This window comes from Couchioplanes caeruleus (assembly GCF_023499255.1).
GTDB lineage: Bacteria > Actinomycetota > Actinomycetes > Mycobacteriales > Micromonosporaceae > Actinoplanes > Actinoplanes caeruleus_A.
Window position 1 is genome coordinate 5,318,761 of the sequence record NZ_CP092183.1, and the last position, 15,807, is coordinate 5,334,567.

The window sequence follows — 15,807 nt, forward strand, 5'->3', positions numbered from 1 at the left end:
CCCCGGTCAGCGCTTCCCGGAGGCATTCGCGGGGCTGGTGGGCGTCAGAGCAGCGCGCGCATCGCGTCGTTCTCGGCGGTCTGCTCGTTGATGACGTGCTTCGCCATCCCGTGGGTGTAGACGTTGCGGCCGTCGCCGTCGAGCAGCGAGCGGGCCATCGTGATCGCCCCGGTGTGGTGCTCGATCATGAGTCGCAGGAACATCCGGCCGGCGGCCGGGCCCGTGGCCGCGTCGAGTGCCCGCAGCTGCGCCTCGGTCAGCATCCCGGCCGACCCGCCACCGGCGTGGTGGTGTCCGCCGGCCGCGTCCGCTGCTCCCCACGCGGTCAGCCAGGCGTTCGTCTCGTCGATCTCACGCTGCTGGTCGTGGGCGATGAAGTCGGCGATCAGCCGTACCCGTTCCGGGATGCCCGGCTTGGCGACCAGCGCCCGGCTCATCCGGACGGCCTGGGCGTGGTGCGCCACCATCATCTGCGCGAACTCCAGGTCCGCGCTGCTGGGAGCGGCGACGGTGGCGGCCGCGGCGACGGGCTGCCGCGGCTGCTCGGCCCGGCCCCGGACGGCGAACGTCAGGACGGTGAGCGCGGTGGCGGCCAGCACGAGCGCGGCGGCGAAACGGCGCAGGGGCACGGGTGGTCCTTTCGCGGGCGGCGGCCGGCCCGGACGGGTGTCCGGGCCGGCCGCGGTGCTCAGTTCTGCTCGCCGTTGACGCCGGCGCGGCCGGCCGGGGTCAGCGGGTTCATCTCGGTGAAGTCCCGCGGCAGCAGGTCGAAACCCTGCCAGTGCAGCGGCATCGGGCTCTGGTCCTCGTCGCGCGGCACGTGGTGGAAGCCCACCCGCACCCACATGACCGGGTCCTTGAGCGTCTCCTTGTCCTTGGCGAAGTCGAGGATCGACTTCTTCGACGCGCACTGCGGGTCGGCGTTGCCGGTGGCGAACTTCTCGCACGCGTGGCTCTGCGTGAAGGTCACGTCGGGCGTGGTCTCCGGGTGCGCCTCGTACCGGTCGTCGGCGCCCTGGACCAGCTCGTACGAGCGCAGGTGCCCGTCCTTGTTCTTGCTGGTCGAGCTGACCAGACGCCACCAGCGGCGGTTCACCTTGGAGAAGCTGCCCTCCTTGTCGATCGCCGTCTTGGTGGTCTTCAGCTTCGCGGTCATCGACCCCTGGCCGTTGAGCTTGGTGTCGTACTGCTCGACCTTCTCGCCGCCCTTGCCCGCGATGTTGAAGTCGACCCGCCAGAACGCGCTGTGGTAGTGCATCGCGGCGTAGTCACGGGCGCCCTTGCCGATCGGCCAGCCCCGGTCCGCGTTGACGTAGTCGCCCGGGGACAGGTCGCCGGTCGCGCCGAGGCGGGCTGAGATCTGCCCGTCGTCGTGCAGGCGGTACTCGGTCACGTACTCGTACCAGCCGACCTTGCTGATCGCGCGCAGCACCAGGTCGTGGCCCTGCTTCGAGTAGACCGGCTCGCTGCCGTTGTCCTCGTACCCGTGCAGCCGGTACGCCAGGCCGGAGGCCTCCGCGCTGACGCACAGCACCTTGCGCCGCTCCGGCTCGGGAGCGCCGTCGGAGCCGGTACGCGCCGACCCGCCCTTGCAGTCGTCGCCGGTGAGCGTCTGCAGGTTCCAGCCGCCGAAGCCGTAGTCGGTGATGTCGTTGTACTCGGTGTCACCCGAGTCGTACGGCACGTTGAGCTGCGCGAGCCGGATCGACTCGAGCACCTGCACGGGCTCCGGGTAACGCTTGGAGGAGACGAACACCTTCTCCAGGATCAGGCCGGCCTGCTCCTGCATCCGCCAGCACAGCTGCCACGTGGTGCCGTTCGGCAGCGTCTCCTTGACCGTCGTGGACGCCGCGCACTGCTCGGCCGCGGCGGCGGCGGGCGCGGCGGCCGCGGGGCTGCCCGGGCTCGCGGCGAGCCCCAGCGAGGCCACGGTGAGCAGGGCGGCGGCGCCGGCTGTCTTCCGGTACGTCATTGCTGGTCGGTCCCCGTCTACTTCAGGCGGGCGACCGTGCGCCCGGAGAGGTCGATGATGATGTCGTTCACGTCGATGAACAGCCCGTCGCCGGTCTCCACCACGAGCTGCAGGCAGCGGTGCTTGCCGCACTGGGCGGCGCTGGTGTCGGCCGGGCGGGCCTTGTAGACGTGCGCCTTGACGGTCAGGCCGTCCTTGCCGGCGAACTGCTTCCCGGTCGCCTTCTGGTACGCGTCCTTCAGCTCGGACACCAGCGGGTCCGCCAGCAGCATGTCGAGCGCCGTGGCGACCTCACGCTCCGACGCCGGCCGCTGCATCCCGGCGGCCGAGTAGGACCCGGCCAGCTTGCCCGCCTTCAGGTCGACGACCTGCTTGACGAGCTTGTCGGTCCTGTAGTCGTAGTAGTACAGCTCGGCGCGGCGCCCGCCACCGTCCGCGAGCACGTCCGCGGACAGGTATTCGGGTCCCTTCGCGCCGGTCACGTCCTCGGCGCCGGCGGCGAGCTCCGGCGTCACCGCGAGCTCCCGCGCCCGGTCCACCTCACCGCTGGTCAGCGCGTCCCGGCCCACCCCCGCGGCCGGTTCCGGTCCCGGGTCCGGATTCGACACCCGCGGCTGCTCCCCCGCGGCGCCCGGCGCCGGGCTCGGCGACGGTGCCGCGTTCGCGTGCCACGAGGCCACCCCGAAGGCGGTCACCGCGGTCACGGTCGCGATGCCCAGCCCCCAGCCCCATGTTCTCCGACGACCCATGTCCTCCCCCTCTTCGATGTATCGCGGGGAGCATGCCGGTCGATCCGTGAGACCACGGTGAGCCCAAAGATCAAAGTCATCTAAGTACGGCCACAGCCCCGTCGGCAGGTCCACGGCTCCCCCGGCGTTCTAGGATCACGCCATGGCGCCCGTGGAATTCGGATTGGACACGTTCGGTGACGTCACCGTCGGCCCGGACGGTGAGCTGCTGCCGTACGCGCAGGTCATCCGGAACGTAATTGACCAGGCAGTCCTCGCGGACGAGGTCGGTGTGGACGTGTTCGGCCTCGGTGAGCACCACCGCGACGACTACGCCGTGTCAGCGCCGGAGATCGTCCTGGCGGCCGTCGCCGCACGCACCCGCCGGATCAAGGTGGGCACCGCGGTGACCGTGCTCAGCTCCGACGACCCCGTCCGGGTGTACGAGAGGTTCGCCACTCTGGCGGCGATCTCCGACGGCCGGGCGGAGATCACCCTGGGCCGCGGCTCCTTCACCGAGTCGTTCCCGCTGTTCGGCTACGACCTCGCCGACTACGACCGGCTCTTCGCGGAGAAGGCCGACCTCATGGCGGAGCTGCTGACCGAGAAGGCGGTGACCTGGCAGGGCACGGTCCGCCCACCGCTGGACGACCAGGAGGTGTACCCGAAGACCGAGGCCGGCCGCATCCCCACGTGGATCGGCGTGGGCGGCAGCCCCGAGTCGGTGGTCCGCGCCGCCCAGTACGGCTTCCCCATGGTGCTGGCCATCATCGGCGGCGACCCGGCCCGCTTCGCCCCGTACGTCGATCTGTACCACCGCGCCCTGGCCGAGTTCGACCGCGAACGGCTCCCGGTGGCGGTCCACGCGCCCGGCTTCCTCGCCGCCACCGACGAGGAGGCGACCGAGACCCTGTGGCCGCACGCGCAGCGAGCCCTCACCCGCATCGGCGCGGAACGCGGCTGGCCCCCGCTCACCCGCGACCGCTTCGAGGCGGACATCGCCGAGGGCGCCTGGCACGTCGGCTCCCCGGCGACGGTGGCCGCCAAGATCGCCCGTACGGTCACCGCCCTCGGCATCCAGCGCTTCGACCTCAAGTACTCCGCGGGAACCCTCCCCCACGAGTCCCTGATGACGGCGATCCACCTCTACGGCACCGAGGTCATCCCCCGCGTCCGCGAACTCCTCGGCGAGTGAGACTGACCGCCTGACCGCCCAGGGTCCGGTCGACGAGCCCCGATACATTGCCGCCATGGAATTCCAGGACGTCGTCCGTCGCCGCCGTATGGTTCGCCGCTACGACGCGGGCCGGCCGATTCCGCCGGAGGTCGTGGAGCGCATCGTGGACAACGGCCTGCGGGCGCCCTCCGCCGGCTTCTCGCAGGGCTGGGGCTTCCTGGTGCTCGACCGGCCCGCCGACCTCGAACGCTTCCGCACCGCCGTACGTCCCGCGGACAACCCCGATCGCTGGTTCGCCGCGAACGTCGAAGCGCCACTGCTGATCGTCGCCCTGTCGAACAAGGACGCGTACCTCGACCGCTATGCGCAGACCGACAAGGGCTTCACGGACCGCTCGGACGCCTGGTGGCCGGCGCCGTACTGGGACATCGACACCGGCTTCGCCTCGCTGCTCATGCTGCTGACCGCCGTCGACGCGGGCCTCGGAGCCTGCTTCTTCGGCCTCCCGGCGGACCGGGTCGAGGCGTTCCGCGCGGAGTTCGGCGTCCCCTCGCACTTCGCGCCGATCGGGGCGATCTCGGTGGGATACAGCGACGAACCTCCCCGCGACCTGCGCGACCGCCGCCGCCCGAAGACCGACGTCGTCCACCGTGGCCACTGGCAGCAGCCGGCGCAATGACCGGCCCGAACGCCGGCCCGCGACGACCTCGGCTTTCCCCCTGCGGGACCGGCTGGGGGCCACCGACGGACGCAAGCTCCTGAACCCACGGTGTCAGCTCGGCTGGGCGACGACCCGGATGGGACCTGCGGGGGGTGAGATGCGGGCGTTCAGGGGTTGATCTGGGCGACTCCCGCGACCACCGCCATGCCGTGCGGGTCGCCGTCGCCCGCGTCCGGCCATTCGTGGACCCAGACCAGGCCGGGCTGCACGAGCTCCGCGTTGCCGAAGAAGCGCAGGATCTCGCCGCGGGTGCGGCCGTGGGCCGCCGAGACGTCCGTGCGGCGGTACAGGGCCGCGACCTGCTCCGAGGCCGCGTCCGCCGGGGTGTCCGACACGCCGTGCGAGATCACCACGTACGAGCCGGGCGGCAGCGCCGCGCGGAGGCGGTCGACCGCGAGGTACGCGTCGTCGTCCGGCACGAAGTGGAGCATCGCCACGAGCAGCAGCCCGATCGGCCGGTCCAGGTCGAGCAGGTCGCGGACGGCGGGGTGGTCGAGGATGGCCTCGGGGAAGCGCATGTCGGCCTGGACCGCCGCGGCCCCCGGGTTGTCCTTGAGGATGTCGTTGCTGTGCGCCACGGCCACCGGATCGATGTCCACGTAGACCACCCGCGCCCCGGGTTCGCGGCGCTGGGCGATCTCGTGGACGTTGCCGACCGTCGGGATGCCGCTGCCGATGTCGAGGAACTGGCGTACGCCGCGCTCCAGGAGGTGTTCCACGGCCCGGCTGAGGAAGGCGCGGTTGGCCCGGGCCATGTCGCCGGCGCCCGGGATCGCGGTGAGCAGCCGCTTGGCCGCCTCCCGGTCCGCGGCGAAGTTGTGGTTGCCGCCGAGCAGCGCGTCATAGATGCGGGCGCTGCTGGGGCGGGTGGAGGGATCCGCGTCGGCGTCGGCCATGCCGAGGAACCCTACTCCACTGTGGTCGGTCATGAGGCCACCCGTCCCGGTACCGGCACGAGCTTTCCCGTACGCCGCAGCAGCGCCGGAACCTGGTGCGGGGTCGTGGGCGCACCGTAGCGCAGCCCCTGGGCGCCGTCGCAACCCGTGCCGACCAGCGTGGCGGCGCGCAGCTCGTCGTCGACGCCGTGCACGGTCAGCGTGAGGCCGAGCGCGTGCGCCATGCGGGCCATGCCGGCGACCAGGTCCCGGTCGGCCTCGGCGCTCGCCGGGTTGTCGTGCAGCAGGCTCGCCGGGGTACGCAGCCCGTGCACCGGCAGATCCCGCAGGTACGCCAGGCTGCTCGGCCCGGTGCCGAAGTCGTCCAGCACGATGCGCACGCCCAGCGCGGCCAGGGCGGCCAGCACCGTGTGGCTGTGCGCGCCGGCGGGCACCGCGTCGATGCCAGAGAGGTGCAGGTGCAGCCGCTTGGGTGGGAGGCCGCTGCCCGCGAGCGCCTCGCGGACCAGCTCGACAGCGTCCGGGTAGCCGATCTGGTGCACGGGCAGGTCGAGCCCGACGAACGGGCCCTTCTTGCCGCCGTCCCACTGCATCGCCTGCCGGCACGCCTGGTCCACGAGGCTGCCCGCCAGCCGCATGGTGGTCTCCCGGTCCCCGGTGAGCTGGCCGATCCGGCCGAGGTCGAGCGTGCCGAGGTGCGGGTGCCGCCAGGCCATCCGGGTGTGCAGCCCGGCGATGCGCCCGGAGCTCAGCTTGACGATCGGCTGGTACGTGGCCGGCCTGGTGACCAGCCCCGCCACCGCGGTCGTGCCGCCGCCCCGGCCGGTGTCGGCGGGCTGCGCGTCGTACAGGGCCCAGCCGCTGCTGCCGGCGCGGGCCTGGCGTACGGCGATCTCCGCGTCGACCAGCACCCGCCCGGCGTCGAGCCCCTCGGTCGGCACGTCGACCACGCCGACGTGGGCGCCGAGCCCGGCGGTCAGGCCGGTGCCGGGCAGCGAGGCCGGCTCGCGCAGCGCCGCGGTGATCCGCTCGGCCAGCTCGGCCAGGTGCGCGATGCCGCCGCTGTCCTGCACGAGCACCGCGAAGGTCTGCCCGCCGTGCCGGGCCAGCAGGTAGTCCGGGTGCCGGGCGAGGAGCTGCAGCCGACGGGCCACCTCGGCGAGCACGTGGTCGCCCGCGTCGGCGCCGAACTGTTCGCAGACGGCGGCGTGCCCGCCCAGGTCGATCAGGCACACCCCGACGTGCCGGCCGGGGTCGCCGCCGTGCCCGGCCTGTTGCAGGCGCTGCACCAGCCGGGACTTGTTGGCCAGCCCGGTCACCGGGTCGTAGAACGCCAGCCGGCGGTAGCGGGCCTCGCTGTCCTGCAGTGCGAGCTGGAACTCGCGGGCCGCCCGCTGCGTGGCGCGGTGCAGCGACTCCTGCTGGGCGAGGGTGCGCGCCTGCAGGGCGGCGGCGAACCCGGCGGCGAACGCGCCGGCCACCTGCCGGGCCGGGGGCCGCAGCTCGTCGCCGTCGGCCAGGTGGTCGAGCACCACAGCCATCGTCGCGGGCAGCGCCTCGGGCCGGCCGATGCCGAGGGCGACGACCTCCAGGCCGATGCGGTAGGCGGCGTCCACGTCGGCCGGGGAGGCGTGCGCCGCGTCGTGCAGGCAGGCGGCGTACACGCCGAGCGTCTGCGCCGCGACGGGCCCGGCAACGGGCAGGTAGACGCCGGCGGCGGTGGCGGCCGCCAGCCAGGTCTCACCGACCGTGCGCCCGAGGTCCGTCGCGGCGGGCATGGGGGCCAGCTCCACCGGGGCGGGGGCGGCCGGGGCGCCGGCGAGCGTGCGCCGGGCGCTCTGCACCGTGCGGGCCGCCTGGTCCAGGGCGGCGTCGGTGTAGCGCAGCGCTGTCTCCAGGGCGGCGGCGACGATGCCGTCAGCGCGCTGCCGCGCGTCCTCGATGAGCCGGTCGGCGGCGCCGTCGCCGGTGGCCGACGGAGTGGGTTCCTCGTCGGGCACGGGGTCGTAGCCGCACTCCTGGAGGATCTGGTTGAGCGCGGCGATCATCATCGCGTGGGTGAGCACCGGGTCGTCCCCGTCGGGAGCGTCCCCGGGCCGGCCGGGCTCGGCCATCAGCTCTCGCCTCCAAGATCAGGCTGGGACTGCGGCGCGCGCTGGGTGGGGATCGCCTGCCAGAGGGCGACGGCCTGACGGCGGCCCAGCTTCAGCGCGGTCCGTACCGCCTCGGGGGTCTTGCCGACCCGGGCGGCGATCTCCGACGGGGTGAGGCCCTGCGCGGAGAGCTCGAGCGCCTCGCGGCGCGCGGGCGGCAACTGCGCGAGCACACCGGAGAACCATTCCTGCAGCTCGTACGCGACCAGCCCCGGGTCGTCGGCGCGGCCCTCCTCGAGCTCGGCGACGTCGGCGACGAGCACTTCGTCGCCGTGGCCGCCGGCGCGGCGCTGCTTGAGCCAGTGCGAGCGGGCGGCGGCGCGGACCCAGGCGACCGGGTGGGTCAGGTCGGACCAGCGCCGCAGGGCCTCCCGGATGGCCTCGGCGACCGCGTCCTGCGCCTCCCAGCGGTCGGCGCCCTCGCGCAGCAGGTTGCGGACGAGCCCTTCCCAGTAGCGCCGGAAGAACTCCTCGATCTCGGCGGCCGGGGGCGGGTTCGCGATGGCCGGTCGTGACGGGGCCGGTTCCCCGTCCGCCACCTCCGGCGCGCCGTGCGCTTCCACCACCGCTGCCTCCGTCCGCCATCGAACACCCACCTAAGTAGGTCCACAGCGGAGGGTCGGCGTGACAGCGGAGGCCAAGATTCTTTTGTCGGCGCAGGCCGGGCATAGTGGCCGGGGAGCGCCGAACATCGACCCCAACGGGAGGCACGGGTGACGGGAACCCTGTACGCCGTCAGCGACCTGCACGTGGCGTACGCCGAGAACCGCAAGCTGGTCGAGGACCTGCACCCGGCGTCGCCGCAGGACTGGCTGATCGTGGCCGGCGACGTCGCGGAGGTGTTCGGCCACGTCGAGACTACGCTGCGGCTGCTGCGGTCCCGATTCGCCGAGGTGATCTGGGCGCCGGGCAACCACGAGCTGTGGACGCACCCGAAGGATCCGGTGCAGCTGCGCGGGGTGGCCCGCTATGAGCGCCTGGTGGCCATGTGCCGGGAGATCGGCGTGCGCACGCCGGAGGACGAGTACGCGGTCTGGCACGGCGAGGGCGGCCCGGTGACGATCGCGCCCCTGTTCCTGCTGTACGACTACACGTTCCGGGCGCCGGGCACCACCACGAAGGAGGAGTCGCTGGCGTACGCGTACCGCACGGGCGTGGTCTGCACCGATGAGCAGATGCTGCATCCGGACCCGTACCCCGATCGGGAATCCTGGTGCCGTGCCCGGGTGGCGGCGACCGAGCGGCGTCTCGCCGCGCTGGATCCGGCCCTGCCGACCGTGCTGGTGAGCCACTGGCCGCTGCACCGGCACCCGACCGAGGTGTTGTGGTATCCCGAGTTCGCGCAGTGGTGCGGCACCGAGCTGACCGCGGACTGGCACACCCGGTTCCGCGCGGCGGCCGCCGTCTACGGGCACCTGCACATCCCGCGGGTGACCTGGCAGGACGGGGTGCGCTTCCACGAGGTGTCGCTCGGCTACCCCCGCGAGTGGGGCCGGCGCGAGGGCGAGCCGGTGCTGCTCAAGCCGGTGCTGGAGGAGGTCACGCCACCCGGTTCCTGAACATCGCCCGGTACGCCTGCGGTGTGGTGCTCAGCCGCTGTCCGAAGTGGTGGCGCAGGGTGGCGGCGCTGCCGAACCCGGCCCGGACGGCGATCGCGTCGATGCCGAGGCCGGAGTCCTCGAGCAGCCGGCGGGCCAGCAGCACCCGCTGGTTGGTCAGCCAGTCGTGCGGGGTCGCGCCGGTCTCGGCACGGAACCGCCGGGCGAACGTACGCGGCGACATGCGCGCCTGCGCGGCCATGGTCTCGACCGTGTGCGGCCGGTCCAGCGTCTCCATGACCGCCGTGAGCACCGGCTGCAGCGTCTCGCACTCGATCGGCTGCAGCGGGGTCTCGATGAACTGAGCCTGGCCGCCGTCGCGGTGCGGCGGCACCACCATGCGGCGCGCGATCTGGGTGGCGACCGCGGAGCCCTGCTCGGCGCGGATCAGGTGCAGGCCACAGTCGACGGCGGCGGAGGTGCCGGCGCTGGTCAGGACGTTGCCGTCGGCGACGTAGAGGACGTCCGGATCGACCTTGGCGGTCGGGAACCGCTCGGCGAGCCGGTCGGTGTGCCGCCAGTGGGTGGTGCACCGGCGGCCGTCGAGCAGCCCGGCGGCGCCGAGCACGAACGCGCCGGTGCAGACGCTCATCACCCAGGCGCCGCGCTCGTGCGCGCGGCGCAGGACGCCGAGGACCTCCTCCGGCGGGTCCTCGTCGCTGTCGTTGGGCACGACGGCGACCAGGTCGGCTTCCTCGGCCGGCGCCAGGTCGTGGCCGGGCATCAGCGAGAACCCCGCATGGGTACGGACGGGACGCCCGCCCACGGTGCACACGGAGAACTCGTACGCCGGGAGCCCCTCGTCGGTGCGGTCGTAGCCGAACAGCTCGCACAGCACCCCGAGCTCGAAGACGGCCACGGGCGGCAGCGCGATGACGGCGACCTTGCTCAGCATGCGGCCAGCGTACGGCCGGTTGGCAGGATTTTGAAGATGTATGGCATCACTGCCACTGTCCGGGGCTCGCACGGCGGACCAGACTGAAGTCATCCCCGGTGCGCACCGGCTCTCGTTTCGCCGGACAGGGATGTGACCACCATGGCACTCGGACTGCTGCTGTTCTTCCTGCTGATCGCGCTCGCCCCGAGCCTCGGCCTGACCGTGGACTCGCGGGACAGCGCCGACTGGAAGCCCACGACCGACGGCGTACGCGCCCCCGGCCGGGGATGACCCCGCACAGCGCGGCGGCGCGGCCCCCGCCCGGGGACCGCGCCGTCGGACTCGCCTCGCGTCAGTTCTTCGCGCCGGCGTCCGCCTCGTCGGCGGCGCCGGCGTCACCGGCCTGGTCGCCGGCGGCGTCGCCCGCACCCGCGTCCTGACCCTTGCCGGCGCCGTCGGCGCCCGCGTCCTGACCCTTGCCCGCGTCGTCGGCACCCGCGTCCTGACCCTTGCCCGCGTCGTCGGCACCCGCGTCCTGGCCGGCACCGGCGTCACCCGCACCCGCGTCACCGGCGGCAGCGGCCGCGGCCGCCTTCGCGTCGGCGAGCGTCAGGCACGCGGTCAGCAGGCCCTCGCGAGCGGTGACCACGGCGGCGTCGAGGTCGGCCGCGTCACCCGCACCGGCCCCGCCGTTGCCGTTCGCCTGGCCGTTGCCGTTCGCCTGCCCCTTGCCGTTGCCCTGCCCGTTGTTGCCGGCCTGGCCCTTGCCGTTCGCCTGACCCTTCGCCTTGGCGTGAGCGATCTTCTTCGCGTACCGCTTGGCGATGGCCTTCTTCAGCTTCTTGGACTTCGGGGCCTTGTCCGCGCCGGCCGCACCCTTGCCCTGGGCGGCCCCGGCCTCGTCGCCGGCGCCCGCGTCGCCCTGGCCACCGGCCTCGGCGTCGGCGGCGGCCTGATCGGTTGCGAACTGGTCGCAGGACGTCTCGAGCGCCAGCGCCGACGCGGCGGCGGCCTCCGCCGCGCCCGCCTTCTGCTCCGGCTGCAGCTTCTCGCCGTCACAGACGACGTCGCCCGCGTTGATCTCCAGCTTCTCGCACCCGGCGATGTTGAAGTCCTGGCCGTCGACCACCACGATCTCGGCGGCCTTCGCCTGTTCCCCGGCGGAGGCGAACTGCAGGCCGGTGATGCCGCCCGCCACCAGCACCCCGGCGAACACCACGGCGCCGATCGCCTTGCGGTTGACGCCGGTACCTCGTCGCTGACGCAGTCTCATCACCACTCCTCGTCGTCGGACCTCGTTGTCGTGTCGGGAGTCGATACGCAGTCCGGCCACGGCACGGTTCACCGGGTATGCGAATTTCCCCGGTTCAATTTCCGGCCGACTTTTTTCAGCTTTCTCCCGGGTTAGTGCGGCCGCCGTACGGTCAATGCACTGTCATGGCGATGCCCCGTACCGTGTTCGTTCTCTTCGGCGCCACCGGCGACCTGGCCCGGCGGATGGTCCTGCCCGCCTTCTACACGCTGGCCATCGAGGGCCTGCTGCCCGGCGAATGGGCACTGGTCGGCAACGGGCGCGGCGACGTCGCCCACGAGGACTTCCGCCGGCACGTGCACGACGCGCTCACCGAATTCGGCCCCGCGCCGGAGAAGGGGCCGTGGCGCGATTTCGAGCGGCGGCTGTACTTCGCCGGCGGCGGTTTCGGCAGCGACTCCCCCGGCAGCCTGCTCGACGTGCTCGGCGAGGCGCGCGGCCGGGTCGGCGAGGACGCCCAGCTCGTGCACTACCTGGCCGTACCGCCGGTCGCCTTCCCCGAGCTCACCCGGGCTCTCGGGCAGCACGGCCTGGCGACGAACGCCCGCGTGGTCTACGAGAAGCCGTTCGGCACCTCACCGGACGGCTTCCGGCGCTTGGACCGCATCGTGCACAAGGTGCTCGACGAGTCGCAGGTCTTCCGGATCGACCACTTCCTCGGCAAGGAGGCCACCCAGAACCTGCACGTCCTGCGCTTCGCGAACGAGCTCTTCGCCGCCTCCTGGGACCGCGAGCACATCGAGAGCGTGCAGATCGACGTACCGGAGGACCTGGGGATCGACGACCGGGCGGCGTTCTACGACGCCACCGGCGCGGTGCTGGACATGCTGGTCACCCACCTGTTCCAGGTCGCGGCCGAGGTCGCGATGGAGCCGCCGGCGAGCCTGGGCGCCGCCGACCTGCAGAGCGCGCGCGAGAAGGTCATCCGCGCGTTCCGCCCCCTCGACCCGGCCGAGGTGGTGCTCGGGCAGTTCGCCGGCTACCGGGACGTCGAGGGCATCCCGAAGCGCTCGCGCACCGACACGTACGTGGCGGGCCGCCTGTGGATCGACAACGCCCGGTGGCGCGGGGTGCCGTTCCTGCTGCGGACCGGCAAGCGCATGGCGGAGAGTCACCAGCGGGTCGGCATCGTGCTGCGGGACCCGGCCGGGCCGCTCACCGGGCTGCCGCGGCAGGCCAACGTGCTGACGTTCTCGCTGGCCGGGGACGGTGAGATCGACGTACGGCTGCTGGCCAAGAAGCCCGGCGTGGAGCTGGACGTCGAGTCGGCGACCGTCCGGCTGCCGCTGGGCCGGCTGCCCGAGGGTGAGCCGTTGCCGCCGTACGTCCGGCTGATCCACGACGTGCTGCTCGGCGACCGGTCGCTGTTCACCCGCCCGGATGGTTTGTCGGCCGCCTGGAAGGTGGTCCGTCCGGTGCTGCAGGACCCGCCCCGGTTGCACCGCTACGCCCAGGGCTCGTGGGGCCCGGCCGCCGCCCGCAAGCTGGCCGCCCCGCACGGGTGGCTGCTCGGAGATTGACCCGGAGGGCCGCACCGGGGGCGTGCAGCCTGCCGAAAGTGCAGCCTATAGTCGGATGATGGCCATGAGCGGGACCACCGGCGCCGACGTGCGGCAGCCGTACCGTCATGCCTGCCTGACCTACGACGACCCGGCCCTGTTCCAGGCGGCGGCCCGCGACTTCCTCGCCGCCGGCCTCGGCGCCGGCGAACAGGTCTGGTACCTCGCCCCCGAGGGCCCGCACGGCTGGGACTTCACGCCGCGGATCGTGACGCTCAGTGACCAGTATCCGGCGGACAGCGTCATCGACCCGGCCGCGGGCCTGGCGGCGTACGCCCAGGCCACCGAGCAGGCGCTCGCCGAGGGATACACCGGCCTGCGGGTCGCCGCCGACGTCTCCACGCTGGTGCGCACCCCGGCCCAGGTCGACGCGTTCGCGCGGTACGAGATCCAGGTCGACCGCTACATCCGTACGCACCCGTTCTCGGCGCTGTGCGCGTTCGACCGCGGCCGCATGGGTGACGACCTCGCCGACCAGCTCGCCTGCCTGCACCCCGTCTCCGACGCGCCGTTCCGGCTGTTCGCGCCGCACCCGGGCCGTGGCGACGCCGCCCTGGCCGGCGAGATCGACGAGACCACCCGGCCGATGTTCCTGCAGGCGCTCGACCGAGCCGCGCTGCGCCCCGGAGGGCATGAGCTGGTGCTCGACGGGCAGGACCTCGCCTTCATCGACCACAACACGCTGCTGCACCTCGACGCGCACGCCCGCGCGCTCGGCACGACCGCGGTGCTGCGCACGGCCGTCCCGGCCGCCGCCCGGCTCGCCGGCCTGCTCGAGCTCACGTCGTTGCGCGTGGAGACCGCCCGATGAGAACGGGTGCGGCGCACGGGCACACCGGCTACTTCCACGCGGCGGTGCAGTACGCCTCCGACGACGAACTGCTGGCCGTCACCGTGCCGTTCCTGCTCGGCGGCGTCGCGGCCGGCGAGCCCACGTTCGTGTCGTTCGGCGAGCGGACGGCCGCGCTGGTCCGCTCGGCGCTGCCCCGCGACTCCGGGGTGCAGTTCCTGACCGGCGGCGACGTGTACGCCCGCCCCACCGCCGCCATCCGCTCCTACCGCAATCTGCTCGCCGAGCAGGTGGCCGCCGGGGCGGGACAGATCCGGATCATCGGCGAGATGCCGGTCAGCGCGTTCGGCAACACGTGGGACTGGTGGGCGCGGTACGAATCGGCCATCAACCACGCGTACGACGACTTCCCGCTGTGGAGCATGTGCGCGTACGACGCCCGGATCACCCCCGAGCCGGTGCTGGCCGACGTGGCCCGTACCCACCCGCGGTACGCGCTGCCCGGCGGCACGCACGTCGACAGCTCCACGTACGCCGACCCCCGGGTGTATCTGGCCGAGGCGCACCCGCCGGTCGCGGACCCGCTGCAGTCCGGCCCGGCGACGGTGGAACTCGCCGACCCCACCCCCGGCCAGGCCCGGCACGCCGTGCACGCCGCCGACCGGGGACAGCTGCCGGCGGCGGACGTGGACGACCTGGTGGTCGCGGTGAGCGAGACCGTCACCAACGCCCTGCGGTACGGCGCCCCGCCCGTGCTCCTGCGCGTCTGGGGCGGCGCCGACCGCATCGTGGTGACCGTGACGGACGGCGGCCCCGGCCCCAAGGACCCGTACGCGGGCCTGATGCCGGCGCTGGACAGCGCCGCGGGCGGCCGCGGCCTGTGGATCACCCACCAGTCCTGCAACCACGTCGCGGCGTGCGCCGGCGACGACGGCTGGACGATCCGCATGATCGCCGGCAACACCGCCATCGCCTGATCCGCGTCAGCCGGCTCGCAGACGGCCCGGCCATGCGGACCCCGCCGGCCGCATGCCGGTTCACCGGCGCCGGCCCAGCGGAATATCCGGCCCCTTCGCAGACTTCTCACCGGTGGATTCCGAGGAGGTCCGACCATGAAGAACGGCATCCACCCCACGTACGGCCCGGTCGTCTACCGCGACCGCAGCGCCGGCTACGCCTTCCTGACCCGCTCGACCGCCACCAGCGACAAGACGATCGAATGGGAGGACGGGAGCACCTACCCCGTCCTGGACGTCGACATCTCGGCGGGCAGCCACCCGTTCTGGACGGGCAAGCAGCGCCTGCTCGACACGGCAGGCCGCGTCGAGAAGTTCCGCCAGAAGTACGCCCGCGCCGCGAAGTAGACCCGCCCAGCGAAACGCCCCGGCCACCCGGCCGGGGCGTTTTGCACGGGCCGCGCGGGCGCCGGTCGACCCCGGCCGAGAGGTCCGCGATCCACGAGTCGGTCGATCGCCTGAGCGGCCTCGGGCCCGCTCGTCAGGCACTTGCCCGTGAGGTGCGCGGCCTGCCCGCCGCCTCCTAGCCAGGCTCGATCTCGACGGTCACCGGGCCGACGCGCAGGATGCCGTCGGTGAGCGGGGTGCAGCGCACCCCGCCCTTCCCGCGCAGCGCTCTGAACGCTCCCGGACCGATCGCCACGTCCATCCACGCGCACGGGTTGGCGCGCCGGCGGACCCGCAGGCGGACCGGGCCGTCGCCCGAGTCCAGGATGAGGATCGAACCGACCAGGTCGTCCACCGCGACGCCGGCCAGGAGCACGTTGCGGCGGGTCCGGCGGAGGTCCGCGCCGGCCGGGAGGCTCTCCGCCGCGATGACCGTGACGGAGGCGTCGTGGTGGGCCGGGTGGGCGTAGTAGCGGTCGCCGACGATGCCCAGGCCCGCGCGGACCTGGACCGCCGTGGTGAGCTCCCCCGGTGGGGCCGGCGCCGGGCCGTCCGACGGCCGGCCCTCATACCGGTGTACGGCGGAAGCCAGCAGCTGCACGATCTCCGGCATGGCAGCGA

At 73.3% G+C, this 15,807-nt stretch carries 17 protein-coding genes; 8 read left to right on the forward strand and 9 right to left on the reverse strand.

Features of this window, described 5'->3' with window-relative positions:
- Positions 1-44: 44 nt before the first annotated feature.
- From COUCH_RS24710 to COUCH_RS24720, 3 genes are read right to left on the reverse strand one after another with little or no spacing between them, the layout of a single operon-like run.
- Positions 45-629, reverse strand: a complete 585-nt coding sequence (locus COUCH_RS24710; protein WP_249607584.1) for a DUF305 domain-containing protein — start codon at positions 627-629, stop codon at positions 45-47.
- Positions 630-688: 59 nt separating this feature from the next.
- Positions 689-1,972 carry a primary-amine oxidase gene (locus tag COUCH_RS24715; RefSeq protein WP_249607585.1) on the reverse strand — a complete coding sequence of 428 codons (1,284 nt, stop codon included), beginning with the start codon at positions 1,970-1,972 and terminating at the stop codon, positions 689-691.
- 17 nt (positions 1,973-1,989) lie between these two features.
- Positions 1,990-2,721 (reverse strand): hypothetical protein, encoded by a 732-nt coding sequence (locus COUCH_RS24720; RefSeq protein WP_249607586.1) that lies wholly within the window; start codon positions 2,719-2,721, stop codon positions 1,990-1,992.
- Between the two features lie 142 nt (positions 2,722-2,863).
- Here COUCH_RS24720 and COUCH_RS24725 point away from each other — a divergent pair, with 142 nt between their 5' ends.
- Together COUCH_RS24725 and COUCH_RS24730 are read left to right on the forward strand one after the other, a co-directional pair.
- Entirely contained in the window at positions 2,864-3,895 is a 1,032-nt protein-coding gene (locus COUCH_RS24725; RefSeq protein WP_249607587.1) for an LLM class flavin-dependent oxidoreductase, read from the forward strand.
- 55 nt (positions 3,896-3,950) lie between these two features.
- Positions 3,951-4,556 carry a nitroreductase family protein gene (locus COUCH_RS24730; RefSeq protein WP_249607588.1) on the forward strand — a complete coding sequence of 202 codons (606 nt, stop codon included), beginning with the start codon at positions 3,951-3,953 and terminating at the stop codon, positions 4,554-4,556.
- A gap of 149 nt (positions 4,557-4,705) precedes the next feature.
- Here the strand turns inward: COUCH_RS24730 and COUCH_RS24735 are convergent, their stop codons facing one another.
- Genes COUCH_RS24735 through COUCH_RS24745 form a run of 3 tightly spaced genes read right to left on the reverse strand, consistent with a single transcriptional unit; the run spans position 4,706 to position 8,213 of the window.
- Positions 4,706-5,494, reverse strand: coding sequence for an SAM-dependent methyltransferase (locus tag COUCH_RS24735; protein WP_430640995.1), 789 nt, complete (start codon positions 5,492-5,494; stop codon positions 4,706-4,708).
- A 29-nt stretch (positions 5,495-5,523) separates the two neighbouring features.
- Positions 5,524-7,608: an EAL domain-containing protein gene (locus tag COUCH_RS24740; protein WP_249607590.1), complete on the reverse strand. Its 2,085-nt coding sequence runs from the start codon at positions 7,606-7,608 to the stop codon at positions 5,524-5,526.
- Entirely contained in the window at positions 7,608-8,213 is a 606-nt protein-coding gene (locus COUCH_RS24745; protein WP_249607591.1) for an RNA polymerase sigma factor, read from the reverse strand. The genes COUCH_RS24740 and COUCH_RS24745 overlap by 1 nt, the downstream gene beginning before the upstream one ends.
- Positions 8,214-8,360: 147 nt before the next feature.
- Here COUCH_RS24745 and COUCH_RS24750 point away from each other — a divergent pair, with 147 nt between their 5' ends.
- Complete coding sequence (locus tag COUCH_RS24750; protein ID WP_249607592.1) at positions 8,361-9,206, forward strand: metallophosphoesterase family protein; 846 nt, start codon at positions 8,361-8,363, stop codon at positions 9,204-9,206.
- Here COUCH_RS24750 and COUCH_RS24755 read toward each other — a convergent pair.
- The gene (locus COUCH_RS24755) at positions 9,187-10,140 is read right to left on the reverse strand and encodes a GlxA family transcriptional regulator (protein WP_249607593.1); all 954 of its coding nucleotides are present in this window, start codon (positions 10,138-10,140) and stop codon (positions 9,187-9,189) included. The genes COUCH_RS24750 and COUCH_RS24755 overlap by 20 nt on opposite strands.
- 141 nt (positions 10,141-10,281) lie before the next feature.
- Between COUCH_RS24755 and COUCH_RS38960 the strand changes: the two genes are divergently transcribed.
- Positions 10,282-10,413: a hypothetical protein gene (locus tag COUCH_RS38960; RefSeq protein WP_275979973.1), complete on the forward strand. Its 132-nt coding sequence runs from the start codon at positions 10,282-10,284 to the stop codon at positions 10,411-10,413.
- Positions 10,414-10,474: 61 nt separating this feature from the next.
- Here COUCH_RS38960 and COUCH_RS24760 read toward each other — a convergent pair whose 3' ends face one another.
- Positions 10,475-11,395, reverse strand: coding sequence for a hypothetical protein (locus tag COUCH_RS24760; protein ID WP_249607594.1), 921 nt, complete (start codon positions 11,393-11,395; stop codon positions 10,475-10,477).
- 170 nt (positions 11,396-11,565) lie between these two features.
- On the opposite strand from COUCH_RS24760, the gene COUCH_RS24765 reads away from it, so the two are divergent.
- The 4 genes from COUCH_RS24765 to COUCH_RS24780 all read left to right on the forward strand — a co-directional run bounded on the left by COUCH_RS24765 (position 11,566) and on the right by COUCH_RS24780 (position 15,147).
- The gene (locus tag COUCH_RS24765) at positions 11,566-12,954 is read left to right on the forward strand and encodes a glucose-6-phosphate dehydrogenase (RefSeq protein ID WP_249607595.1); all 1,389 of its coding nucleotides are present in this window, start codon (positions 11,566-11,568) and stop codon (positions 12,952-12,954) included.
- Between the two features lie 64 nt (positions 12,955-13,018).
- The gene (locus tag COUCH_RS24770; RefSeq protein ID WP_249607596.1) at positions 13,019-13,804 is read left to right on the forward strand and encodes an MEDS domain-containing protein; all 786 of its coding nucleotides are present in this window, start codon (positions 13,019-13,021) and stop codon (positions 13,802-13,804) included.
- Entirely contained in the window at positions 13,801-14,760 is a 960-nt protein-coding gene (locus tag COUCH_RS24775) for a sensor histidine kinase (protein ID WP_249607597.1), read from the forward strand. Before COUCH_RS24770 ends, COUCH_RS24775 begins: the two co-directional genes overlap by 4 nt.
- A gap of 135 nt (positions 14,761-14,895) precedes the next feature.
- Positions 14,896-15,147 carry a type B 50S ribosomal protein L31 gene (locus COUCH_RS24780; protein ID WP_249607598.1) on the forward strand — a complete coding sequence of 84 codons (252 nt, stop codon included), beginning with the start codon at positions 14,896-14,898 and terminating at the stop codon, positions 15,145-15,147.
- Positions 15,148-15,322: 175 nt separating this feature from the next.
- Here the strand turns inward: COUCH_RS24780 and COUCH_RS24785 are convergent, their stop codons facing one another.
- Complete coding sequence (locus COUCH_RS24785; RefSeq protein WP_249607599.1) at positions 15,323-15,799, reverse strand: molybdenum cofactor biosysynthesis protein; 477 nt, start codon at positions 15,797-15,799, stop codon at positions 15,323-15,325.
- Positions 15,800-15,807 lie beyond the last annotated feature (8 nt).